This window comes from Streptomyces sp. NBC_01241, from assembly GCF_041435435.1.
Taxonomy (GTDB): Bacteria; Actinomycetota; Actinomycetes; order Streptomycetales; family Streptomycetaceae; genus Streptomyces.
Window position 1 is genome coordinate 8369312 of record NZ_CP108494.1, and the last position, 23683, is coordinate 8392994.

Below are 23683 nucleotides of genomic sequence, written 5' to 3' on the forward strand. Positions count from 1 at the left end.
GGGAGGTGAGGTCCGTACGCCCGCTCAGCGCAGGTGCACCGGCAGCGATTCGACGCCGTACACGATCGACAGCTTGCGGAAGGCCAGTTCCTCGGGCGGGACGGCGAGGCGCATCCGGGGAAACCGCCGGGCCAGGGCGGGATAGGCGGAGCGCAGTTCCATGCGTGCCAGTTCGGCGCCGATGCAGCGGTGGATGCCGTAGCCGAAGGCGAGATGCCCCGAGGGATTGCGGTGCGGATCGAAGCGTCCGCCGTCGCTCACGTACGACGTGTCGCGATTGGCGCTGCTCAGTGAGCAGAGCACCATGTCGCCGCGGGGTATGACCACGCCTGCTATCTCTATGTCGTGCCGGGCGAAGCGGGGAAAGGCGAGCTGTACCGCGGAGAGGTAGCGCAGCACCTCTTCGACGAACGGTGCGGCGGCCGCGTCGTCCGTCCGTATCCGCTCGAAGACGTCGGCGTTCCGCAGCAATACGAGGGAGCCGAGGGCGATCGTGCTGGCGGTCGTCTCGAATCCGCCGGTCAGCACTCCGTCGGCGAGGCCCGCGAGTTCCTCGTCGGCGACGCTGTCGCCGTGCTCCTTCACGATCATGCCGAGCAGCCCGTCGCCCGGATCCTCGCGCTGCATCCTGACCACGTCCCTGAAGTACGCCAGGGACTCCGACATGGCGCCGAAGGGAGCGGTCGTGCCGCCGAAGAGATCGAAGCGGTCCATGGCCAACTGCTGGAAGTCGTGGCGGTCCTCGTAGGGCACGCCGAGCAGCTCACAGATCGTGAGGGAGGGTATCGGCAGCGCGAACTCCTTCACCAGATCGACCGGGCCCCGACGGGCTTCCATCGCGTTCAGGCGTTCTTCGACGATGGCATCGATCCGGGGCGTGAGACGACGCAGGCGCCGCATCGTGAACTCCGGGGTCAGGATGCGGCGCAGTCGCGTGTGCACGGGAGGGTCGCTGAACCCGAGCCCGCCGGGGCTCTGTTCCGCCGACATTCCGGCATTCGTGGCGAGATGGGCGAAGTCGGTACTGAAACCGTCGGCCGATCCGAGCACGGCCTTCGACTCCTCGTAGCCGCTGACCACCCACACATCCATGCCGAACGGCAGCGACACCTTGGACACCGGCTCGGTCGCCCGGAGCCCGGCCAGCTTGTCCACGGGGTCCAGGCCATCCCTGCGCAGCAGCATCAGCAGGTCCTCGGGCAGCAGCCGGATCGTTGAGGAGCCGATACCGTACTTCTGGATCCTGGACAGGTACGTGCGCCCAAGCCGGGCGGTGATACGAGAACGGAACTTCGTCCTCAACGTGTTCTCCATGGGTCGTCGCGCGGTCCGCACACGGTGCGGAGATGAGAGTCGGTGCAGCAGGCTCGGAAGCGGACATGGGCGGGCGCCGACGCGGCCTGCACCGAGAGACGCCGTATCCCAGGGCAGAAACCGCAAGAGCGCTGGTAGCACACGGTAGCGCGAGCGGGCGGGACGGGGACGGGACCGGGGCGGGCCGACGGGACGCACAGAACTATGCTCACAGACATGATCGAGACTGAGCGACTGTCGCTACGGCCACTACAGCTCTCCGACGTCGATGCCTTCGTCGACCTCCATGCGGACCCGAGGGTCAACCGGTTCGTCGGAACGTACACCCGTCAGCAGGCGTGGGACCGAATCGCCGTGATCGAGCGTCAGTGGGCCGAGCGGGGCCACGGCCTCTGCGCGGTCGAACTCAGGGCGAGCGGTGAACTCATCGGCCGAAGCGGCCTGCAGTACTGGGAACAGTTCGACGAGGTCGAGCTCGGATGGACGTTCCGGGCGGAGCACTGGGGACACGGATACGCCACCGAGGCGGCCAGGGCGTGCCTCGACTGGGGCTTCGCCACACTCGAGGAGGACTACTTCACCGCGCTCATCCGACCGGGCAACGAGCCGTCCGTGAGGGTGGCCAAGCGTCTCGGTTTCTCACCGCGGCGCCAGGACACGGTCAAGGGCAATCCGGTCACCGTATACGCGCTGGACCGATCGACGGGCCCGTCCGACCGGCACGACCCGGCTGAGTAGTCCCGAGGGAACAGGGCCGTACGCGGCACGGCGCCGGGTGTGGTGAACCCGAACGCGGAGCCGCGCCGGCGGCGACTTGGGGCGTTCAGCCCGGCAGCCGTGGACGGCCGCCCTTGGACGCCGCGACCAGTTCCGTTACTGTGCCGAATTTGACCCGTGAACGGCCGTCTTCGCGGCCGGGTGCCAGTTCGGCCCGGTCGATCGCGGCCGGCCCCCGGGCGTCGACGACATGGCGGCTGCGGCTCCGTACGAGGCGCCGGAACGCCTGGGACGTACCCCCGGGCGGCGGCAGCGCGCCGGCCACGGCACCGGCCAGGAGGGTGCCGACGGTTTCGGCGGCGCAGGCGCGGTTGGCTCCGATAACCATGGCTGCCGAGCACCACCCCCGCTTGCTGGACGCGACGTCTGGCAAGCTGTTGGACGGAACGTATGACAAGAGTGCGGCGCGGGCCTGCCCCTCGTAGAGAATCCGCTCGAACTCTCTTGGCGGCGACGTCGTGCGCGCTCCGTCCCGGAGTCGAGAGTGTCCACCTGCTGCGGGTGGGCGGAGGTGCGGTCACCCGCTCGGCGTCCCGTCCGGTCGTGCACGTCGGCGGGGCTCAGGGCCGCAGGCTCACGGCCCTGCGGGATCCTCCGGAGCCCCGTCTCCGCTCAGCCGGTCACTGCTGGAGTGGCACGGGTCGTCCATCGCCGTAGCATGGTCCACGAGGACGGCTCCTCTCAGAGAGAGATCGGATTCACCGGCAGCCCCCTGTGAGAGCAGGGGGCTGCCACCATGTCAGGCGGTGGCCGGGGGGACGGGCACCCGTTCACTTCCGCACGGTCCAGCTGCCCGCGGTCGCCGACATCTGCCGTGCCGCATGAGTGGTTCAGCGCGGCGGCCTCAGCGCGGCGTAGGTTCCCGCGCCCGCTGCCAGCAGCATCACGCAGCCCGTGAAGATCAGTCCGGCCTGGCGCAGCCCGAGCCAGGTGGCCATGGCGCCGACTCCGACCACCGGAACCGAGATCCCGGCGTAGGCGACGACGAAGAACGCCGAAATGGTGCCGCCACGATGCCGTGCCGGGGCCGCCCCGCTGACCAGGGTGAGCGCCGCGCGAAAGGCCAGTCCCTGGCCGGTGCCGCCGCACAGCGCGCCGAGGACGAGCAGGGGCAGGGATTCGGCGATCAGCGATGACGCCACCAGCAGCAGGCCCACGACGAGGATGCCGCACCCCACGGGAAGCGCGAGGCGCGCGCCGATCCGTGGCGTCAAGGACTGCCCGACGGTCGAAGCGAAGAACACGGAGAACACCACCGCGCCGGAGACGGCCAGGTTGTGCACACCCAGGGTCCGAGCGGCAAAGCTCGGCGCCACCGCCGTGAACAGCCCGAGCAGCGAGAAGCCCGCGAACGCTGCCAGCGAGGCGGGCGTGAACACACCTTTCACCTCGGGAGGCACGGAGACTCCCTGCGGCTTCGGACGCGGCCACCGCTTCGGCTTGGTCACGGTCTCCGGCAAAAGCCAGGTGATCCCGGCGGCCGCGCCCACCAGCCCCAGGTGGACCCAGAACGGCAGCATCAACGGCCAGGGCGCGTACTGCGCGAGGAGGCCGGAGAGCAGTGGACCGCAGCCCAGACCACCCATGTTCGCCGCAGTGGCGGCGAAACCGGCACGCGCCTTCTGCCCGGGACCCGCCAGTTCGATGACGGCCGCCGTTGCCGCGCCGCTCAGCAGCCCGGCCGCGCAGCCGGACAGCAGTCGCCCCACGAAGAGCAGCGGAAGGCCGCTCTGCAGTAGGAAGCATCCCGCGCTCGCAGCCGACAGTGCCATGGCACCCAGGACCACAGGTCTGCGGCCGGCCTCGTCGGAGTAGTTGCCCGCCACCAGGAGCACGGTGATCACCGCGACGGCGTACACGGCGAAGACCACCGTCACCATCAGCTCGGAGAACCCGATCTGCTCCTGGTAGAGCCCGTACAACGGTGTGGGCAGGGTGGTCCCGGCCATCCCGACGGCGAACACCGCCGCCGCGGCCAAATAGCCCGGCCGCCGGCGAACGAGTGGATTCATCAGTCCCAGAGTGCGTCAGTCCCAGAGTTTGTACGTCACGACCCGGTGCGTCTGCGCCGGTGTGCTGTCCGTGTAGACGAGCTGAAGCCGGGTGAAGTGCTGGAGGTCGGGATGCTTCTGCCAGCTCTGCGGGCGGTCGAGCCGCACCTCGACCGGGTAGGTGTGGAACTTGCCCGCGGCACAGTAGGGCTGACAGTCATTCACGGCGTCAAGTCCGCTGCCCACGGCGGACATCGGTCCCCATTGGGTCCAACGCAGTGTGATGAGGCGGTTGTTGCCGTCCCCGCAGGCGATCAGGAAGTCACCGGGGCGTACTTGTGAATTCGAGAAGCAGTCGACGGCCACCGCGCGAGCGGGCGACGCCGGACGTGCGGAAGCGGATGCCGGTACCGCTGCCACCGCAAGCGTTGCGGCAGCACACAGCATGACCGCTGTTCTGAGTCTGTCTCGTTGCATGTCGGCTCCCCAGCTGCTTCTTTCCGAATCCGAGCGGCCTTCCCGTCGCACCGGACCCGCCCTGCGTGCCGAGGTCTGCGCGTCAGCAGCAGTCATCGGTGGCGGTGCCCTTCCTCCAGCGGTCGTTCCTGAATCGACAGTACGACCGTGTCCGGGTATGCACCACCCGTACAGGTATCGGCCACGCGGAGCAGCAGGGAATCAGCTGCCCGAGCCGGAGCTCACCGCTTGTGCCGGACGGTCGGGTCCGGCGTCGTGTACGACCGGTTCGCAGGAGAGCTCATACCCACCTTCCCTCGCCGACGTACGTTGTCGTCGCCGAGCGTCACCTGGTAGCCGGCGGTGAGGCTGATGAAAAGCAATGGACAGAGATCGTACGAGCGACAGACTGGTCCCATGACCCGATCGGACCTCAAGGCAGACCTTCACCTCTACCTTCAGGATGCTCGCGATGCCCTGTTGTGGAAGCTTGAGGGGCTGTCGGAATACGACATCCGCCGCCCCATGACTCCCACCGGAACCAATCTGTTGGGACTGGTCAAGCACATGACCAGCGCCGAGGCGATGTACTTCGGCGAGAACTTCGGGCGGCCGTTCGATGCGCCGCCGCTCTGGATCGTCGGCAACGCCGAGCGGAACTCCGACATGTGGGCGACCGCGGACGAGTCGCGTGAACAGATCGTGAAGATGTATCGCCAAGCTCTGGCCCACTCGGACGAGACCATCGAGTCGTTGCCCCTCGACGCGGTCGGCCGGGTGGCGTGGGGGGAGCGAAGCGAGGTGACGCTCCACCGGAGTCTCGTCCACATGATCGCCGAGACGGATCGCCATGCCGGGCACGCCGACATCGTCCGGGAGCTCATCGACAGCGTCGTCGGGCTGCGGACCGGAAGCGACTGTATGGCACCCGGCGACGCGGCGTGGTGGGAGAGCCACCGCGACCGGCTGGAGCGCGTGGCCCGGGAGGCGGACGGACGCGCTTAGGGCCTCCCGTTCGGATCACGCCGGGCTCGCGTGCCCCGGTGCTGTGTCTCGCCGCCTTGCACGGCACCGGGCACCGTGCATCGTCCGGCCCTGATCCGCAGGAGAGGCCATGTATCCGGGCGGCTGCGTCACACTGATGGTCCCGCCACCGTACGAGCGAGACGACCGATGGCATTGCGGTTCAGCGCCACCAGCCCCGAACACCCCGCTTCTTCTCGAAACTGCCGTGGCACCTGCCGCTCGAGGAGTGGCCGGACAAACACCTGGTGACGCTGCCCCGCGGCATCTCCCGCCACGTCGTGCGCTACGCCCGGGCCGGGTCCGACGTGGTGGCGATCAAGGAGCTGGCCGAGCGCCCGGCGGTACGCGAGTACGAACTGCTGTGCAGCCTTGCCCGGCTCGGCATAACCGCGGTGGACCCACCCGCCGTGGTCACCGGGCGCACCGCCGGCGACGGGGCACCGCTGGAGCCGATGCTGATCACCCGTCACCTCAACGGGTCCCTGCCCTACCGCTCGATGTTCGAGACGACCATGCGCCCGAGCGCGGTGCACCGGCTCATGGACGCGCTCGCCGTACTGCTCGTCCGATTCCACCTTTCCGCGGCTCCATGGACCAGGCCGAGCTCTGTCACGAGTCGTTGGAACACCTGTGGTGCATGTCCGAGCGCGCACAGGGGGACATCGGCCCGCGGGCGACCGTGGCGGACTACGTCGCCACGGCCCTTCTCCGTCCCCGCACCGAAGCGCCCCCGGCAAGCGGCTGTCCGTCACCCGAGTGACTCCGAACCGGGCCGGGCCCCGTGCCGGCCGGCCGGAACCGCCCCGCCGCGACACCTCGCGGCCCTGCCCGTCGGCCGTCGCACAGTGCGTCGCGCGGGTCGCCCGGTGTGTGCGCAAGGTGTACAAAGAGGGCATGACCGGACGGGACAGCCGCCGACGCTCGGTTCTCAGGATGCGAACTGTCGCCGGTCAGGTCTTTCTCCTGCAGGTGGCGATAGTTGTGTTGCTCGTGGCCGCCGCAGTGGCCGCGCTCGTACTTCAGTCGCGGGCCGACAGCAAAGTAGAGGCCCGTAACCGTTCGGTCGCCGTCGCCGAGGCCTTTGCCAGCTCACCGGGGATCGAGGCGGCACTGAAGAGCCCCGACCCGACCGCGGTGCTCCAGCCGCTGGCCGAGCGCGCCCGGAAGCTCACCGGCGTCGATTTCGTCGTCGTGCTGAACCGGGCCGGAATCCGCTACACCCACCCCCTGCCCGACCGGATCGGGAAGAAGTTCGTCGGAAACCTGAAGCCCGCGCTGAACGGCGGCATCGTCGTCGAGGAAGTCACCGGGACCATCGGACCCCTTGTGCAGGCCGTGGTACCCGTCACGGGTCATGACGGCCGCGTCGTAGGTCTGGTCTCCGCCGGTATCACCATCAGACGCGTGAGCGGCGTCGTCGAGCAGCAGCTCCCGCTCCTGTTCGGCTCCGCCGCGGGAATCCTGATGCTCACCACGGCCGGGACGGCGCTGGTGAGCAGACGGCTGCGCCGCCAGACGCACGGCCTCGGTCCCACCGAGATGACCCGGATGTACGAGCATCACGACGCCGTCCTGCACGCGGTGCGCGAGGGCGTCCTCATCGTCAGCGGCGACGGCCGGGTACTGCTCGCCAATGACGAGGCCCGCCGGCTGCTCGGCCTGCCGGCGGATGTGGAGGGGCGCGCGGTCACCGAGCTCGCGCTCGACCCGGTCACCACGGAGTTGCTGGTCTCGGGAAGGACGATGACCGACGAGGTGCTTCCGGTCGGTGAGCGCCTGCTCGCGGTCAACCAGCGGTCGACCGACCGGGACGGCGGCCCGCCCGGCAGCGTGACGACCCTGCGCGACACCACCGAACTCCAGGCGGTCACGGGCAGGGCCGACGTGGCGCGCGGACGACTGAGTCTGCTGTATCAGGCCGGCACCGAGATCGGCACCACACTCGACGTGGTGCGTACGTGCGAGGAACTGGCGGAGTTCGCGACCGCCCGCTTCGCCGACTTCACCACCGTCGATGTGATGCAGGCGGTCCTGCGCGGCGAGGAGCCCACGCGCGCGGGCCCGGACACCGAGTGGCGTCGTACCGCCGTCAGCGGCGTTCGGGACGACTCGGTGCTCCACCCCGTCGGCTCGCTGCTCCGCTTCCCGCCGACCACGCTCATGGGGGCCTGCCTGCGCACGGGAGAGGCGGTCCTCGACGCGGATCTGGTGGCCCTTTCCGGCTGGCAGCGGCAGGATCCCGTGAGAGCCCGGGAACTCCTCGCGTACGGAATCCACTCGATGATCGCGGTTCCGCTGCGCGCCCGCGGCGCGATCCTGGGCGTCGTCCTGTTCTGGCGCGCCGGGGAGTCCGAACCGTTCGAGGACGAGGACCGGTCACTCGCCGAGGAACTGGTCGCCCGGGCCGCGGTGAGCGTCGACAACGCCCGCCGCTACACACGCGAGCACGCCATGGCGGTGACCCTGCAACGCAGCCTGCTGCCGCGCGGTATCCCCGACCAGAACGCCCTCGACGTCGCCTACCGGTACCTGCCCGCACAGGCCGGTCTGGGCGGCGTCGGCGGCGACTGGTTCGACATCATCCCGCTGCCCGGCGCCCGCGTCGCGCTCGTCGTGGGCGACGTTGTCGGCCACGGACTGCACGCCGCCGCGACCATGGGGCGCCTGCGCACGGCCGTCCACAACTTCTCCACCCTGGACCTCTCGCCGGGTGAACTCCTGTGGCACCTCGACGAACTCGTCGCCCAGATCGACCAGGACGAGGCCGTCGACAGCGCCGACGCGGAAGTCGCCGGCGCCACCTGCCTCTACGCGATCTACGATCCGGTGTCCGGGCGCTGCACCATGGCGCGGGCCGGCCACCTCCAGCCCGTGGTCGTCCACCCGGACGGCACCTCGGAATTCGCCGACGTGCCCGGCGGCCCGCCACTGGGACTCGGTGGCCTGACCTTTGAGAGCTTCGAAACGCAACTGCCCGAGAACAGCCGGCTCGTGCTCTACACGGACGGTCTCGTCGAGGACCGGCACCGGGACATCGACGAGGGCCTGTCCCTGCTCGTCCGGACTCTCGCCGAGAACGCCGGCCGGACACCCGAGGAGACCTGCGACGCGGTCCTGCGCACCCTCGTGCCCGATCTCGCCCGTGACGACATCGCGCTGCTCGTCGCCCGTACCCGCAGACTGGACGCCGCGGACGTCGTTCAGATGGACGTACCCAGCGACCCCTCGTCGGTGTCCCGGGTACGGGCCGAGGTGTCCCGCAAACTGGCCGAATGGGATCTGTCGGAAGAGGCGTTCACCACCGAGCTGATCCTCAGCGAACTGGTCACCAACGCCATTCGCTATGCCGCCGGCCCCATCGGGGTACGGCTGCTCCGCGACCGCTCCCTGATCTGCGAGGTCTCCGACCACAGCAGCACCGCGCCCCATTTGCGGCAGGCGGCCACCACGGACGAGGGCGGCCGGGGACTGTTCCTCGTCGCTCAGTTCGCCGACCGGTGGGGAACCCGCTACACGGACCACGGCAAGGTCATCTGGACCGAGCAGGCGCTGCCGACCGACACACTGCCGGGCGGCCCCCCGAGCCTGTGACCGGGCCGGCTACAGACCGTGTGGCGGTACCGGTTGCCGGTCCGGGGAACCGAACCCCGCGCACGAGAGCGTTCACGTGAGCGTGAGGGCGAGCACCGACGAGCGTGCCGCCCTCACCCGCTTCGTAGGAGCCCGCCGCCCGCACCGGACCGATCCGCCGCGGGAACGGCCGGAGCAGTGCCCGCTGCATGGCCTCGGCAACCGAGCGGGCCCGGACCAGGCCGGTCTCGGCACGGATCCGCTGCCGCGACAGCGCGATGCCGGCGACGCCGATCAGCGCCGTGGCGGCGTAGAGGGCCACATGGTGGTCTTCCACGATGTGCTCCGGGCGCCGGGAGGCCGGCCACACTTCCAGCCCCAGACATACGAAGGTGATTCCGGCGGTGCGCCGCGGGCTCCGGGTGACCGGCGCGACGGGGAGGGACTCCGACCAGCAGGAAGCTCAGCGGTTCGCGGCTGTGGACCGTCAGGTCCGCGACCACGTCCACGGCCATCAGCAGCGGAGGAAGCCACCGGACCCACGTTCGCTCGCCGCCACGCCGAGGATGCCACCGCGGCAGGCCCTCGCTCGTTCCCGCACCTCCATCACCGGCATGTGACCTACGGGAACCCTGTGCGCAGCCGCACGCGACGAGGCGGAGAGGCGGGCCGTCAGGGCGTCGGCGAGACGTGCCCGAGCCGCGCCGTCGAACCGCGGCGTCACGGGTGAAATTGTGATGCCACCCATAGGAGCTGGGTCACATCCTAGGGACGGTAGTAGGCCGGAAGCCGCACAAGAGGCGAAGAAACGCCACAGAATATGGCATTTCGGACATTGCTCCGTAGTCGGGTAGTACGTCACATAATTGCGCTCCGTCCTGTCCGTCGCTAACCATGGCTGTCGTTGCAGGAAGCAGCGGTCGGGCCCGGCGGATTCGCCGGACCGGTTCGCTCGGACCCGCAGCAGCGGGGTTCGGCTCCGCAAGCCGCCGCAACCGAGACCGGCCGGCATCACCCAAGACGTCCCCATTGGAGAGTTCCTTCCGTATGACCACGTACACGCAGATCCGCACCAGCCGCATCGCCCGCCTCCGCACGCTGACCGTCGCCGGTGTCGCCACCGTGGGTGCCGCAGCAGCAGCCCTCACGCTGACGTCGACATCCGCGCAGGCCGCCGAGATGGCACCGGCGACGGTGAGCGCCTCCGTGGTCAAGGCATCGGCGGACGGCGGCCAGGGCGGCACGGGATACGCCAACAACCTCGACGGCTGGATCAAGGAGTCGCTGGCCATCATGAAGGCCAAGGGCATCCCCGGCACCTACGACGGTCTGCACCGCAACATCATGCGCGAGTCGGGCGGCAACCCCAGCGCTCAGAACAACTGGGACGTCAACGCGAAGAACGGTGTGCCGTCCAAGGGGCTGCTCCAGGTCATCCAGCCGACCTTCAACGCCTACCACGTCGGTGGCACCGTGAACGACCTCACCAACCCGGTGGCCAACATCACCGCGGCCGCCAACTACGCGGCCGACCGCTACGGGTCGATCGACAACGTCAACTCCGCCTACTGAGTTGTAGACCCCGAGCCCGCTTCACCAGCCAGGACCGGCACGGTCGGCACGCACGCCGACCATGCCGGTCCTTCGGCTTACCGGCGGTCCACCCGGTGAACGGCCGGTGGTGCCGTGGGCCCGTGAAGGTGCGTGCCGTCAGCGCCGCGGGGGGCAGGTGCTGCCGCGCGGCACGAGGCGGGCCGGAGATCCCGTACGCTCTCGGCCGCACCGGCACCGATCAGTTCCAGCAGGTTCTCGGTCGCGCGTGCCCCGTAAGCCGCGATGTCCCGAGTCGGCGCGGTGAGTTGAGGCCGCACCACCTGGGTGACCGGGGAATCGTCCCAGGCCACGACCGGCAGATCGCGCGGGACGTCGAGGGAGAGTTCCTGAGCCACCGGGAGCGCCGCCACCGCCATGATGGCGTTGTCTTAGACGACCGCCGTGGGACGCCCGGATGCGATCAGCAGCTTCCGGGTGGCCCGCGCACCCTCCTCGCCGGTGTGGTCGGTGTGCACGACGGTCGGGCGGGGCAGCCCCGCGTCATGGCACGCCCCGTCGAACGCCGCATCACGCGCCGCCCTGTCCGCGAGGCGGGCAAGCCCCGTGACCCGCGCGATGCGTCGATGCCCCAGCGCCGCGAGGTATCGGACCGTCTCCTGGACGCTCGCCCCGTCGTCGGACCACGCCGCCGGGAACATCCCCGCCGCCTCGGGCGGCCCGAGCGCCACCGCGGGCAGCTTCAGTGCCGCCAGCGAGGGCACCCGCGGATCGGCGTCGCGCAGGTCGACCAGGAGCGCACCGTCCACCCGGCCCTCGCCCCACCAGCGTGTGCACAGCTCGATCTCGTCCTCGGGCGCGGGGGGTCGCCGGGATCGGCTACGCACTCTTCGCCGGCCGGGAGCGCGACATAGGGACCGTCCCCGCAGACGGCACCGGGGCACCCCGCGTGGCCCTGGTGGGCGGATCAGGCTCCGGTGCCGGGGCGGGACTCGATTGCGGCCCGGTGCAGGTCTTCGTTGACGCGCCGGGCTTCGGCGAGCTGGTCCTCGAGGACGACGATGCGGCAGGCCGCCTCGACCGGCGTGCCCTGGTCGACGAGTTCGCGGGCGCGGGCGGCGACCTTCAGCTGGTAGCGGGAGTAGCGGCGGTGCCCGCCCTCGGACCGCAGCGGAGTGATGAGGCGGGTTTCTCCGACGGCCCGCAGGAAGGCAGGAGTGGTGCCGAGCATTTCGGCGGCCTGTCCCATGGTGTAGGCGGGGTAGTGGTCGTCGTCGAGAGGGCCGAGAGGGTTGTCTGCGGTCATGTGCACCTCTGGTCGGGGGCGTGTCGGGGGCCCCGGCGCTGTACGGCACCAGGGCCCAGAGGGATTTGAACACCATCTGCCGGCTCACTACGGCGCCGGCCTGTTGATTCCGCACTGTCTCCCGGCTGAGGGGAGTGAGTACGGAGATCGCGGATGCGTGACCGTGTGACCACCTTCCGTTCCGGGGTCTGCGGTACCCGGGCTGACTACGTCCTCGCTCGGGCGATCCTGATGGCGCTTGCCTCCTTCTTTCTCCTGGCTGATCCATCTGTTAGCCACATACGGGTCCTGGCACTGCCGACGGCGTCTACGAGCCGCCGGTCCCAGCGGTCGACGAGGGAACCCTCGATCCTTGCGGTCCCATCGTTCCGCTGCCGTGCCGCACCCGCATTCGTCGTGTGCGCGCGGCCGTTCGTCTCTGCCGCGCCGCACAGACTTCCTGGCTATGTGAAAGACAGTAACTCCAGGGATGAAGCATGTCTACTATCGCCATGACAGATTTGCGAGGAGGAGAATGGCCGGAGTTTTGCGGAGGGCGGTGCACATTTTGGGACGGGTCGGCCTCCGGTCAGCACTCCCGTGAAGGACCCGTTCCTCCGGAGCCGTGAGGGAAGCCGTCGGACCGGGCGGCCTCTCCGTGATGGAGTCTCGAATTTTCGGCAGGAGCGCGGTGGATCGCGATGACAGCGGCGTCGTCACCGAGATACCCGCCCGCGTGCGCCAGGAGGTCGCGGCGCAGGTGGCGCAGGAGAATCTCCGGAGAACTGTCGGTCCACCGGGCGGCCCGTTCGGCGAACGGATAGAAATCTCCCTCTCGGCCGCGTGCTTCGATGATGCCGTCGGTGTAGAGGAGAAGGGTGTCGCCTTCCTCGAAGGTGAACACGTCAACGGTATAGCCCGTCTGCCCTGTGCCGCCGACTCCCAGCGGGGGTGCGGGGTGCAGACTCGGGACGGAGACGGAATGTCCTGGGCTGAGCAGCAGGGGGGCAGGGTGTCCGCAGCTGGTCATGCGGATGATGGGGTCGTGGTCGGGGATCTCCAGCAGGAGGGCGGTGACGAAACGTTCCCCGGCCTCGCTTTCCGGTTCGAAGTCGGCTTGGTAGCGGCCGACACTCCGTTCGAGCGCGGCGGCGAGTGCGGGCAGGCTGGTGTGCTGGTGGGCGGCCTCGCGGAAGGCGCCGAGCAGGAGAGCGGCTTCTCCGATGGCGGCCAGGCCCTTGCCTCTCACATCGCCGATCATCACGTGGGTTCCGCCCTCGGTACGGGTGGCCGCGTACAGATCGCCCCCGATCAGGGCCTCGTCCTCCGCGGCCAGGTACAGCGAGGCGACCCGCAGCGGCCCGATGCGGTCGGGGAGCGGCCACAGCAGGACCTGCTGCGCGGCTTCGGCCACCGACCGCACCCGGGCGAGTTCCCGGCCGTGCCGCTCGCGCATCAGGCAGAAGAACACGACCAGCGCCGAGAGCACGGCGATGGCGGCAATCTGCACGAGCACGCTCCGGGAGGTCAGCGCGCCGAAGTGCAGACCGATGTACGCCTGGCCCGCCACGGCCAGGATTCCGATCACCGCGGTGGACAGCGGACCGGCGAACGAGGCGGTGATCGCGGGAGCGATGACCAGCAGCGGCCCCAGACGGATGTCCTCCGGGGCCAGAATGTCCACAACCGTGATCACGACGATGAGCGAAAGAGGGATCACCAGTAGCGCATGGCCCGGCCGCCATGACTTCCGCAGACGCGCGATGCGTTCACTGAGATCCACGTCTTCCACAGTGCACCGCCCCCGGGCAGTGCACGAGTCGGGCCGCCGTCAGGAGATGGTGCGGGGCCGGCGCCGCCCGCGACAAGGGAGCAGCATCGACGAGAACCCGGGCGGATACGTGCGGACCATGCCGTTCTGCGGAGCCTGACCCCTGTCGCCATACGCTCCGGTGTCTACCGCGGCGGGTGCGGACCCGGATACGCAGGAAGGCCGCCATGGCCATGGCGGCCTTCCCGCAGCGTGACTCTGCCCCGGTTCGATCGTTGAGTCGATCACGATCACGATCACGATCACGATCACGATCACGATCACGATCACGATCACGATCACGATCACGATCACGATCACGATCACGATCACGATCACGATCACGGACCGGAGTCCTGAAGGTGCTGCTCGTCGATCCGGGAACGTCAGCTGGACGTGAGAGGCATGTCGGCAGGACGTGAGCGCCGGGCAGAAGGCTCACGAATGTCAGGAGGTCGGGGGCGGTTCGCCGCAGAATTCAGGCCTTGTCTCACCATTACATCGGGGAATCTCCATGCGTACGATCAACCGCAACTGCAACCGCAACGTCGTCCTCGGCGCCGCAGCCACTGCCGTTCTCGCCCTGGCACTGACCGCCTGCGGCGGGGAAGACAGCGGCACGAAGGCCGCCGACCCGGCGAACGGCGCCACGCCGGCCGCCGCCTCCCAGCCCGCCGACGTCGCGAAGGCCGGCGACTCGGTGGTGAACACCGGGACCCCGCAAGCAGTCTCCGCAGGCAAAGGCACCGCCAAGGAGGAAACCGCGAAGGCGAGCGGCGGCAACACGGACACCGACAGCTACGCCTACACGCATCCGTGTAAGAGCCAGAAGCTGTCGGTGCACGTGACCAGCCGTGCCGGCGCGGCCACCCAGCGGGTGATCGAGGTGCGCAACCTCGGTGCGAGCGCCTGCGGCCTGAGCTACTTCCCACGGGTCAGCCTGGGCAACTCGCACTCCGCGGACCACAGCAAGGACGTCAGGCCGCTGGTCCCCAGCGGTCTCGGCGGCGCACCCGCATACCCGGTCCGGGCCGGAAAGACCGCCTACGCGGTGATCGACATCAACCCGCGCGGTGCGACCACGGGGACCGTGGCCGGGATCGACGAGATGAACGTGCTGGCCGACGACGCTCACATGCCCAACGCGGAAACGCACAACTTCCCGCTCGGCTCCGGCGCGAAGGTACTCAAGCCGAAGCTGGGCCTCTACCGGAGCACGATCGCCGACGCCGTGAGCTCCATGACCCAGGCGGACACCCAGTCCTGACAGTGAATGATTGGCCATGTCGCCCGCACGCCGTCGAACGGCCGGCCGCGCCCTCCTCCGGCACTGGCTGATCAGCGCAAGTGGTCCGAATGAGAGGCGTCGCGATGCCTGCCGGTCCCAGTGGTGGGCTGCGGGTGACTGCTGGTTCCTAGTCGGGCAGGTGGTAGACGGCGAGAGCCGCGGTGTCGTCGTTGAGGCGGTTGTCGGTGTAGACGAGGAGATCGTGGTGGAGGCGGTCGAGGAGTTCCCGGGGTGGGAGGGGCCCCCAGGAGAGGACACGCTCCGGCAGGGGGTAGAAGGCCCCGGCGGAGTCGCGCGCTTCGGTGACGCCGTCGGTGTAGAGCAGCAACTGGTCGCCGGGGCAGAAGGGGTACTCGTCGACGTGGTAGGCCTCCGTGAGGAGCATGCCGAGGTTGAGTGGCGGTGCGGGGTCGGCCGTTTCCAGCTCAGTGACCCCGTCGGAGCGGATGAGCAGGGGCGGGGGGTGGCCACAGTTGACGATGCGGACCACGTGCCGGCGAGGAATCTCCGCGATGATGGCGGTGACGAAGCGTTCGGCCATGTCGCTTCCGGCAAGGCGTGCGGCCCTGCGGTTCATGCTGGTCTCTACCCGGCGGACAACGGTGGCGAGGTCCGGTTCGTCGTGGGCGGCCTCGCGGAAGGCGCCGAGGAGGGTGGCGGCCGTCTCCACGGCGGGGAGGCCCTTTCCGCGGACGTCGCCGATGACAAGGCGGAGTCCATACGTGGTGGGGACGGCCTCGTACAGGTCGCCTCCGATGCGTGCTTCCGCGTCGGCGGACAGGTAGAGAGTTTCCACCTGAATGGGGCCGATGCGGTGAGGGACCGGGCTGAGCAGGACACGCTGTGCGATCTCGGCCACGAAGCGCACGGTCGCGAGGGTGCGTTCCCGGCGCACGCGGTGGGCGGCCAGGAGTGTGCCGAGAACGCCGACCAGAGCGGTGCACAGGTAAGCGGTCACGTAGTGGCGATCCCATACGTAGCTCACCGGGCGGCCCGCGCAGCACGGGGTGCCGGCCAGGACGCCTTCGAAGACGATCGCGAACACGGTGAGGGCACCGACGACAGCGGGGCCGTGGGCGAAGGCGGCGATCACCGGGAGGGCGACGAGCAGGAAGCTCACGGGCCACTGCACCGGCGTGATGGGTTCGATTACCAGGATGCCCGCGATGTAGAAGGCAGGCAGCCAGCGCATCCACGCGGGCGCGGCAGGCACCGCAGGGCCCCCTTCACCGGGCCGCGCCGTCCAGTCGCTCACCGCTCGGGGGCGGCCCGGCCACCTCACTGCTCGCGCCGGTGCGGGGCGAGCGCGGACGCTGCCCCGCCGGAGCACGGAGCCACTGTGCGACCCGCACGCGGACGGCGCTCCTGGCGGGTCCACTCACAGAGCCTGTACACGCGGAACTCCTGACACAGGACGTGGTCAAGACGCCCATCCTGCTGCGCCGCAGGGTTTCGGGCCGGTCATTGCTCCAGCCAATGGCATGTCAGGACCGGTACGGCCGGCGAGCGACGACGACGCCCCGTCCTGTCGCCCGCTGCACCATTTGCCCGCGACCTCGGTGCGGCGCTTCGGGTGCTGCGCTCGGGCACGGACGCAGCGTCCCGCGACGCCTGCGGCAGAGTTCCCGCACTGCCGGCCCACGCCGCCGTCGAACGGAGGCGCTGCGACGACCAAACCGCAAAAGCCCCGGTCACAGCCCGCACATAAGGACTACGACGGCGGTTTCCTCAGATAGTCGACGGCGGCGAGGTCGTCGTTGTCGTAGCCGGCTGCGGCGGTCGCTTCCAAGCGGTTCCGGACGGCCTGGAACAGAGGGCTGGGGGCGGCGGCTGCCGCGGCCAGTTCGAGGCCATTCAGGGCGAGTTGCACGGCGAATCCAGGCGCGTACGAGGCGTCGTCCATCACACCTACCTTCTGCAACTCGCAGGGCATGGCGAGCGGGCCCGCCGCAAGCACCCGGACGAACGTCGCATGGTCGACGGCGAGTGCGTCGCACAGCGCGCGGACGTTGCTCATGGCGACCGTCGAGGCAGCCATCCAGGCGTTGACCACAAGTTCGACGGCGCTGCCCTCGACCCCGGTTCCGAGCGCTGACCTGGGGTGCTGCGCCTGCTCGAGGCGACTGAGCGCGGTGTCAGTCCACTCCTCGGGTGGTCGGGACAGCGCCGACGGGCGGTCGCGCCTCGTGATGGTTGCCCTGGGGCGGTGCACGGGACGACTCTGGAGGGGACAGGGCCCGCGGTTCGGGGAACTCGGCCGTCAGGCTGTGCGTACGGAGACTACGGAGAGGCGCCGACTGTGGACGGTCGGGAACCCACGGGGGAGCAGCCTGGTGCGAGTGGCCACCGGGCTGTGCCCCACACCGCGGACATGCAGGTGGAGGCGTGGTCGCCGACAGTCGCGGGCTGCATCGTCGAGGCTGTGCGTGCGGTGGTGGAGGGTTTTGCCGACACGTCCGGGGCAGCGGTTGTCGGGGACCACGAATACGCGATTACGGCGGAATCCGATGAGGATCTGCTGGTGTCCGTCCTGGAGGAGGTCGTCTACCGGATGGATGCCGACGGCGAGATCCCGCTCGATGTGGAGGTGGGAGCGATCCGGTCGGCAGGGGACGGCCGGGGTCTTTCGGTCCGCTTCCGAATGGCCGACGCCGATACCGCCGTCCCGGTCGGTGCGGTGCCGAAGGCCGTTTCGCTGCACGACCTGCAGCTGCGGTGCGGACCTGGCGGCTGGACCTGCCGGGTGACCCTCGACGTCTGAGGGGGCGGGGAAAGGACTGGATCATGGCGCTCACGATGGCCCTGGCAGGCGACACCATGCTCGGGCGCAACGTCGCCGAGGAACTGCGCCGCTCGCCGGTGCCGGGGACGCTGGTCTCCACGGGGGTCAGGGAGGCGCTCGCGGAGGCGGACCTGTTCGTACTCAATCTGGAGTGCTGCGTCTCCGATCGCGGGCACCGCTGGCCCGACCCGCGAAAGGCCTTCTTCTTCCGCGCGCCCTCCGCCGCCGCGAAGGTGCTGGCCGAACTGGGGGTGAACTGTGTGACGCTCGCCAACAACCACGCCGTGGACTATGGCTTCGACGCCCTGACCGACACCTGCACCCTGCTGGCCGGGGCGGGTGTCCACACGGTCGGCGCCGGGGCGAACGTGCGCGCGGCCCGGGAGTTCGCGGTGCTGGAGGCGGGCGGTGTGCGGTTGGCGGTGGTCGGCGTCACGGACCACCCGGAGGAGTACGCGGCGGGGGAGAACAGCCCCGGCGTGGCCTGGGCCGATCTCCGCGCGGGGGTGCCCGGCTGGCTGACGGAGTCGGTGGGCCGGGCCGCCGAGGCGGCGGATGTCGTGCTGGTCACCCCGCATTGGGGCCCCAACATGACCTCCCGGCCGCCGCGCCGCATCTCGGCCGCGGCCCCGGAGCTGCTGGCGGCGGGAGCGACTCTGGTCGCCGGGCACTCCGCCCACGTCTTCCATGGGATCGCCGACCGGATCCTCTACGACCTGGGTGACTTCGTCGACGACTACGCCGTAGATCCGGTCCTGCGCAACGACCTCGGGCTCCTCTTCCTGGTGACCCTGGACGGCCCGGATGCCGCGCACCTGGTTCCCGCTCGGGTGAAGGCGGTGCCGCTGGCCCTGGACTACTGCCACACCCGCCTGGCGCGCGGTGAGGAGCGGGAGTGGATCCGCGACCGGCTCACCACCGCCTGCGCCGAGTTCGGCATCGCCGTCGCCGACCGGACCGGATGGCTGACGGCCGACTGGAGGTGAGGGACGTGGAGATCGCACTGCTGGAGAGCAGTCCGTACCGCTTCCGGATCGAGCAGCGGGAGCCGATGCGTGTCCCCGGGGTCGTGTTCGCCTCGCGGGCGCTGCTGCCGCAGGCAGCGGGGGACAAGGCACTGGAACAGGTGGCGAACGTGGCGACGCTGCCCGGCATCGTCCGCGCCTCCTTCGCCATGCCCGACGTCCACTGGGGCTACGGCTTCCCGATCGGCGGGGTGGCCGCCACCGACATCTCCCACGGCGGGGTCATCTCGCCCGGCGGCGTCGGGTTCGACATCTCGTGCGGCGTACGGTTGCTGGCCGCCGGCATCGACCGCGAGGCGCTCGACCACGACCGGACGCGGCGCCTGATGGACATCCTCGACAGGACCATCCCGCGCGGTATGGGGCGCGGCGGCCTGTGGAAGCTGTCGGGTGCCGGGGAGATGGACGAGCTGCTGGTCGGCGGCGCTCGGTACGCGGTCGAGCACGGCCACGGTGTGCCACGCGACCTCACGCGCTGCGAGGACTACGGCGTCCTGGACGGTGCGGCCCCGGGGCAGGTGAGCGCGCGCGCCGTCGAGCGCGGCCTCCATCAGGTGGGGAGCCTCGGCTCGGGCAACCACTTCCTGGAGGTCCAGGCGGTGGACCAGGTCTACGACCCGGCCACCGCGGCGGCCTTCGGGCTGCGGGTGGGCCAGGTGTGCGTCATGATCCACTGCGGCTCGCGCGGCCTGGGGCACCAGGTGTGCACCGACCACGTCCGCGTGATGGACCAGGAACTGCACCGGCACCGCATCCAGGTTCCGGACCGGCAACTGGCCTGTACGCCGGTCGACTCGGCGCGGGGCCGCGCCTACCTCGGGGCGATGGCGGCGGCAGCCAACTACGGCCGGGCCAACCGCCAGTTGCTGTCGGAAGCCGCCCGTCACGCCTTCGCAACCGCTGCGGGAGTCGGTCTGGAGCTGGTCTACGACATCTCGCACAACACCGCCAAGCTCGAGACCCACGAAGTGGACGGTGTGGCACGTCCACTGTGCGTCCACCGCAAGGGCGCGACGCGGGCGCTGCCGCCCGGCGACCCGGGCCTGCCCGAGGACCTGCTCCGGGCGGGCCAGCCGGTACTGGTCCCCGGGACGATGGGCACCGCCTCGTACGTGATGGTCGGCCTGCCCGGCAACGACGCCTTCCACTCCGCATGCCACGGCGCCGGCCGGGTCTGGAGCCGCCACCACGCGCTGCGCATGGTCCGTGGGGAGCGGCTTCGCGGCGAGCTGGAGGCCCGGGGCATCGCCGTGCGGCCCTCCTCATGGCGTGGTCTCGCCGAGGAGGCGCCGGAGGCGTACAAGGACGTCGACGCGGTCGCCACGGTCACGGAGGGCGCCGGACTCGCCCGGCTGGTAGCCCGCCTGGTGCCGCTGGGAGTAGTCAAGGGATGAGCCGGTAGGAAGCGGTAGAGATCGGAACAGCTTCCCCGGAGGCCTCGCCCGTTCGGCCGGTGTTCGCGACGAGCGGCAGGTCGGCGCGCTCCCGTGCGCCCGATCGGCCCGAGCCCCAGGGCCTCTCAGTCGACTGCTTCGGCACCGGACCGCCCGGTCGATGCGTGCAGCCGCCGGGCCCAGGCGCTATCGCTGATCGTCGTGCAGGACCGGGAAGTTGAGCGTCGGCATGCCGCGCGGACGAATTCGCCCCCGTCGTTCGGCGCGGAGCGAGGCGCTCGGTCAAACGGAACCAGACCGTCTATACAACCGGCTTGTCTACGCGCATCATTGAGTTGCTCCGCTCGGACAACCATCCTCGGCCGGAACGCGGGCGTCTTTGCTTGATGTGTCGGGTCGGCGATCAGCTCAACCCTTGTCATGAACTCGTCATTCACGCGAAGGAAGGCAACACGATGGCTTGCGGATCAACCAGCCTGTGGGCCGGTGAAACCAGTTGGTTCTGCTGCGGCAACTCCTGGGGGCCATGCTCCAGTGCCGGCGGCGGGGCCTGCGGCAACTGCCAGTCCAGCGCCCGCCACGGCGCATGGCCCAACGCCTCACAGGCATGCTGGAACATCACCCGGCCCGACCTCTGTGGCGAGAACATACCCAGACGCGGCTGCGGTGCGGTGATGAACGTCAAGCACCAGTGCTCGGGCGCGACGGTGTGCATCACGATCACCGACTGCGGCCCGCGCACCAAGGACTGGTGCGGCGAGGCGACTTGCTGCAACGGTGCCTGTCGCACCAACCGTGTCCTCGACCTGACCCCGGCCGCCTTCTCGGCGATCGGCAACCTGAGCTCGGGCAAGCTGCCGGTCTACATCTACGAGTGAGGAGCACCGACATGACCGTACGACACGACCGGGCCGACGGGATGCGCCGCCGGCGCTTCCTCACCAACGCCGCGCTGGGTGGCGCGACCATCATCGGCGCGACCGCGCTCGGCGGCCTCGACGCCGAGGCCGCCTTCGCCGCAGAACCCTCGCTCGACCCCGCGATCGCCAAGTCCACCTTCGTGGAGGGCCGGATCACGGGCATCACCGGCAGCGTCCTGGAGGTGGCCGGATCCAACGGCGGCCACTCCCGGGTCCAGATGACCAACGTCACCAGTGTGTGGAAGGTCCGCGCCACCACGGCCGAAGTGATCGACGTCGGCGACGGGCTCTACGCACGCGGCGTCAAGATGCCCGACGGCACCGTGGCCGCCGACGCGGTGTGGGTGAACATCGTGAATCTGGACACGCAGATCCGCGGCATCGCGAAGAACCGGCTGCACCTCGCCCACGGGCAGCACGAACTGGTCGGTCACGTCGCCCCGGACGCCAGCGCCTCCTACGCCGGCCGCGCACTGACGTCCGACCTGTCCCGGCTGCGCATCGGACAGAGCGCCCAGGTGCTCGGTGCCTGGCGGCCGTCCGACAACTCCGTGGACGTGGTCCGCATCTCCGTCGGGCACTGATACAGGCCCAGGGACACAGAGAGAGGAAGCGATGCTGTCACTGACAACGGGCCTCGCCCCGCTGGTCCTCGCGGGCCTGCTCGGGTGGACCGGAGCGGTCAAGGCGTTCAGCCGAGGCACCGCACAACAGGCGCCGAAGACGGCGCTGGCCCGCATGCTGCGCAGCAGTGAGCGGGCCACGAAGGTGCTGCGTGCGACAGGCGCAGCTGAACTCCTGATCGCCGCAGCTCTGCTGATGAGCCCGGCGAACCCGGTGCCGGGGGCCGCCGCCGCGGTCCTCGGGGCGGGCTTCCTCGCCTACCTCGGCTACGGCCGGACCGCGGCACCGGAGTCCTCCTGCGGCTGCTCGGCCGGTGAGGAAACCCCCATCACCTGGCGGGCGTTCGCACGGGCAGCGGTCGTGGTCATCGGCGGGGCCATCGCGGCCGTGGCACAGGACACCTGGTGGTCGGCGGTCTCCGAGCGGCCTGCCGGTGCCCTTGTCTTCCTGGCCGGGGCGGCGGCTGTACTGGTCGCCCTCTCGGCCGACCTCGACCGGTGGTGGCTGCTGCCGCTGCGCCGGACGAGGCTGCATGTCTTCGGCCACCCGCTCCTCGGCACCGCCGGGAGGGACCAGGTGCCGGTCGCGGCGAGCGTCGAACTCCTGGAGAACTCCCTTGCCTGGCAGGCCGCCGCACCAGTGGTTCGGTCCGCCTTGCTGGACCACTGGGAGGACGACGGCTGGCGCATTCTCCAGTACTCGGGTGTGTACGGGTACGGGGAGGAGGCGCGCCCGGTCGCGGTGGTGTTCGCACTCGACGCCACGGCCGGGCGCGACACCGGTGACGACCCGATCGTCCGTGTCAGTTATGTCGACGCGGACAGCGGGGAGGCGGTGGCCCTGGACGAACTGGGCGCGGTGCCGTCGCGGAAGAGCCTGCCGATGGCGGGCTGACGCCACGGACGGGTCGCCCGGCCGCCTCGCGGTGGCACGGGCGACCCAAGCCCGCGGATCCCGATCGCCGAGCGCGCCGAGCCCCTACTGGCAGCTCACCGGGAGCAGCCGGATCCTGATCGACCGGGCAGAGGCTGACGAACTGACCGAGACCGCACGGACCTTCGCCGCCGATCTGACCGGCCGGTTCGGGCGCACGAACCCGTGTCGACGGGGTCTCCGCGCCCGGGCGACCTCGTCCTCACCGCTCGCACGGACGACCGCGGACGGGGTACCGAGGACTACCGGCTGATGGGCGTGGGGCACGGCGGTCTGTTCACGCTCGTGCTGACCCTGCCCGTGGTGGTCGGTCCGACGGGCACTTCCCTTCAATGCCTCGGTCGCATCCCGGCGAAGAGAGCTTCGATGACACGATCGACGTAGTCGTGGGTGAGTGGTTCCCGGGCGATCAGGAACTGGAAGTACAGCGGACCGGACAGGATCGCCATCGCCAGGTCCAGGTCGAAGTCGGGCGACAGTTGCCCCTGGTCGCGGGCCGACTTCAGCCGGGCGACGGTCTTGTCGGCCTGCGGGGTGATGAAGCGTTCGTTGAGTGCGGCAGCGAGCTGGGGATCGTGCTGGGCCTCAACCACCAGGGCCTGGTACAAGGGCCCCAGGGGCGGTCCGCTCAGGAGGTCGACAGCCCCGTGGATCTGCTTGCGGAGGTCGGCGACGATATCGCCGGTGTCGGGGTAGTCCAGGCCGGGCGCGTTCAACGACAGGAGCGAGTCGAGAAACAAGGCGCCCTTGGACGGCCAGCGGCGGTAGATCGTGTGCTTGCCCGCGCCGGCGCGGGCCGCGACCGCTTCGATGCTGAGCTTGGCGTAGCCGACCTCCTGGCCCAACTCCAGCGTGGTCCGCATGATGTCCTCGGTCCGGTCGGCGGCGCGACTGCTGCGTTTGGCGGTCATGCCACCAACCATAACGGAACGGCACG

At 69.9% G+C, this 23683-nt stretch carries 23 protein-coding genes and 3 pseudogenes; 14 read left to right on the forward strand and 12 right to left on the reverse strand.

The features are described from left to right. Nucleotides 1-24 precede the first annotated feature (24 nt). The gene (locus OG306_RS37900) at nt 25-1314 is read right to left on the reverse strand and encodes a cytochrome P450 (protein ID WP_371666138.1); all 1290 of its coding nucleotides are present in this window, start codon (nt 1312-1314) and stop codon (nt 25-27) included. 216 nt (nt 1315-1530) lie between these two features. Between OG306_RS37900 and OG306_RS37905 the strand changes: the two genes are divergently transcribed. Beyond that, nucleotides 1531-2052 carry a GNAT family N-acetyltransferase gene (locus OG306_RS37905; RefSeq protein WP_266904473.1) on the forward strand — a complete coding sequence of 174 codons (522 nt, stop codon included), beginning with the start codon at nt 1531-1533 and terminating at the stop codon, nt 2050-2052. Nucleotides 2053-2137: 85 nt separating this feature from the next. Here the strand turns inward: OG306_RS37905 and OG306_RS37910 are convergent. The 3 genes and pseudogenes from OG306_RS37910 to OG306_RS37920 all read right to left on the reverse strand — a co-directional run. Next, nucleotides 2138-2413, reverse strand: a pseudogene (locus OG306_RS37910) (ferredoxin-NADP reductase); the annotation flags it as partial. Between the two features lie 508 nt (nt 2414-2921). After that, nucleotides 2922-4103 (reverse strand): MFS transporter, encoded by a 1182-nt coding sequence (locus tag OG306_RS37915; protein ID WP_266751116.1) that lies wholly within the window; start codon nt 4101-4103, stop codon nt 2922-2924. 15 nt (nt 4104-4118) lie between these two features. Next, on the reverse strand, nt 4119-4307 hold the full coding sequence (locus tag OG306_RS37920; RefSeq protein WP_323184004.1) for a hypothetical protein: 189 nt from the start codon (nt 4305-4307) through the stop codon (nt 4119-4121). Between the two features lie 648 nt (nt 4308-4955). Between OG306_RS37920 and OG306_RS37925 the strand changes: the two genes are divergently transcribed. The 6 genes and pseudogenes from OG306_RS37925 (at nt 4956) to OG306_RS37950 (ending at nt 10706) form a co-directional block, all read left to right on the forward strand. After that, entirely contained in the window at nt 4956-5543 is a 588-nt protein-coding gene (locus OG306_RS37925; RefSeq protein ID WP_371666139.1) for a DinB family protein, read from the forward strand. 168 nt (nt 5544-5711) lie between these two features. After that, a pseudogene (locus OG306_RS37930) lies at nt 5712-6157 on the forward strand (DUF4032 domain-containing protein); the annotation flags it as partial. Further along, complete coding sequence (locus tag OG306_RS37935) at nt 6154-6324, forward strand: DUF4032 domain-containing protein (RefSeq protein ID WP_371666140.1); 171 nt, start codon at nt 6154-6156, stop codon at nt 6322-6324. The pseudogene OG306_RS37930 and the gene OG306_RS37935, both read left to right, overlap by 4 nt. Nucleotides 6325-6458: 134 nt before the next feature. After that, the gene (locus tag OG306_RS37940; RefSeq protein WP_266751118.1) at nt 6459-9155 is read left to right on the forward strand and encodes a SpoIIE family protein phosphatase; all 2697 of its coding nucleotides are present in this window, start codon (nt 6459-6461) and stop codon (nt 9153-9155) included. 383 nt (nt 9156-9538) lie between these two features. Then, nucleotides 9539-9754, forward strand: coding sequence for a hypothetical protein (locus OG306_RS37945; RefSeq protein WP_266751119.1), 216 nt, complete (start codon nt 9539-9541; stop codon nt 9752-9754). Nucleotides 9755-10181: 427 nt separating this feature from the next. Beyond that, a complete protein-coding gene (locus OG306_RS37950; protein ID WP_266751121.1) occupies nt 10182-10706 on the forward strand; it encodes a transglycosylase SLT domain-containing protein in 525 nt (174 codons plus the stop codon). A 77-nt stretch (nt 10707-10783) separates the two neighbouring features. Here the strand turns inward: OG306_RS37950 and OG306_RS37955 are convergent. The 4 genes and pseudogenes from OG306_RS37955 to OG306_RS37970 form a co-directional block, all read right to left on the reverse strand. Continuing rightward, nucleotides 10784-11386: pseudogene (locus OG306_RS37955) on the reverse strand (substrate-binding domain-containing protein). A 266-nt stretch (nt 11387-11652) separates the two neighbouring features. After that, nucleotides 11653-11991, reverse strand: coding sequence for a helix-turn-helix domain-containing protein (locus OG306_RS37960; RefSeq protein WP_266751122.1), 339 nt, complete (start codon nt 11989-11991; stop codon nt 11653-11655). 568 nt (nt 11992-12559) lie between these two features. After that, nucleotides 12560-13753 (reverse strand): PP2C family protein-serine/threonine phosphatase, encoded by a 1194-nt coding sequence (locus OG306_RS37965; RefSeq protein ID WP_266751123.1) that lies wholly within the window; start codon nt 13751-13753, stop codon nt 12560-12562. A 48-nt stretch (nt 13754-13801) separates the two neighbouring features. Then, on the reverse strand, nt 13802-14125 hold the full coding sequence (locus OG306_RS37970) for a hypothetical protein (RefSeq protein WP_371666141.1): 324 nt from the start codon (nt 14123-14125) through the stop codon (nt 13802-13804). Between the two features lie 169 nt (nt 14126-14294). Between OG306_RS37970 and OG306_RS37975 the strand changes: the two genes are divergently transcribed. Then, on the forward strand, nt 14295-15047 hold the full coding sequence (locus OG306_RS37975; protein ID WP_266751125.1) for a DUF4232 domain-containing protein: 753 nt from the start codon (nt 14295-14297) through the stop codon (nt 15045-15047). A 148-nt stretch (nt 15048-15195) separates the two neighbouring features. Here the strand turns inward: OG306_RS37975 and OG306_RS37980 are convergent, their stop codons facing one another. Together OG306_RS37980 and OG306_RS37985 are read right to left on the reverse strand one after the other, a co-directional pair. Further along, a complete protein-coding gene (locus tag OG306_RS37980) occupies nt 15196-16281 on the reverse strand; it encodes a PP2C family protein-serine/threonine phosphatase (protein ID WP_266751127.1) in 1086 nt (361 codons plus the stop codon). A 498-nt stretch (nt 16282-16779) separates the two neighbouring features. Beyond that, complete coding sequence (locus OG306_RS37985) at nt 16780-17280, reverse strand: NAD-binding protein (protein ID WP_266751128.1); 501 nt, start codon at nt 17278-17280, stop codon at nt 16780-16782. Between the two features lie 141 nt (nt 17281-17421). Here OG306_RS37985 and OG306_RS37990 point away from each other — a divergent pair, with 141 nt between their 5' ends. The 3 genes from OG306_RS37990 to OG306_RS38000 are packed head-to-tail and all read left to right on the forward strand — an operon-like array spanning nt 17422 to nt 20269. Then, entirely contained in the window at nt 17422-17829 is a 408-nt protein-coding gene (locus OG306_RS37990; RefSeq protein WP_266751130.1) for an archease, read from the forward strand. Nucleotides 17830-17852: 23 nt separating this feature from the next. Beyond that, complete coding sequence (locus OG306_RS37995; RefSeq protein WP_266751131.1) at nt 17853-18836, forward strand: CapA family protein; 984 nt, start codon at nt 17853-17855, stop codon at nt 18834-18836. A gap of 5 nt (nt 18837-18841) precedes the next feature. Then, nucleotides 18842-20269 carry an RtcB family protein gene (locus OG306_RS38000; protein ID WP_323187778.1) on the forward strand — a complete coding sequence of 476 codons (1428 nt, stop codon included), beginning with the start codon at nt 18842-18844 and terminating at the stop codon, nt 20267-20269. Nucleotides 20270-20702: 433 nt separating this feature from the next. Here the strand turns inward: OG306_RS38000 and OG306_RS38005 are convergent, their stop codons facing one another. Further along, nucleotides 20703-20954 carry a hypothetical protein gene (locus OG306_RS38005; RefSeq protein ID WP_323184006.1) on the reverse strand — a complete coding sequence of 84 codons (252 nt, stop codon included), beginning with the start codon at nt 20952-20954 and terminating at the stop codon, nt 20703-20705. On the opposite strand from OG306_RS38005, the gene OG306_RS38010 reads away from it, so the two are divergent. The 3 genes from OG306_RS38010 to OG306_RS38020 are packed head-to-tail and all read left to right on the forward strand — an operon-like array spanning nt 20944 to nt 22707. Next, nucleotides 20944-21147 (forward strand): RlpA-like double-psi beta-barrel domain-containing protein, encoded by a 204-nt coding sequence (locus tag OG306_RS38010; protein WP_323184007.1) that lies wholly within the window; start codon nt 20944-20946, stop codon nt 21145-21147. The two genes, OG306_RS38005 and OG306_RS38010, sit on opposite strands and share 11 nt — an antisense overlap. An 11-nt stretch (nt 21148-21158) precedes the next feature. Beyond that, entirely contained in the window at nt 21159-21773 is a 615-nt protein-coding gene (locus OG306_RS38015) for a cell wall protein (protein ID WP_266751132.1), read from the forward strand. Between the two features lie 31 nt (nt 21774-21804). Beyond that, on the forward strand, nt 21805-22707 hold the full coding sequence (locus tag OG306_RS38020; protein ID WP_266751134.1) for a MauE/DoxX family redox-associated membrane protein: 903 nt from the start codon (nt 21805-21807) through the stop codon (nt 22705-22707). Between the two features lie 368 nt (nt 22708-23075). On the opposite strand, the gene OG306_RS38025 is transcribed toward OG306_RS38020, so the two are convergent. Next, nucleotides 23076-23657 (reverse strand): TetR/AcrR family transcriptional regulator, encoded by a 582-nt coding sequence (locus tag OG306_RS38025; protein ID WP_266751136.1) that lies wholly within the window; start codon nt 23655-23657, stop codon nt 23076-23078. Nucleotides 23658-23683: the final 26 nt, after the last annotated feature.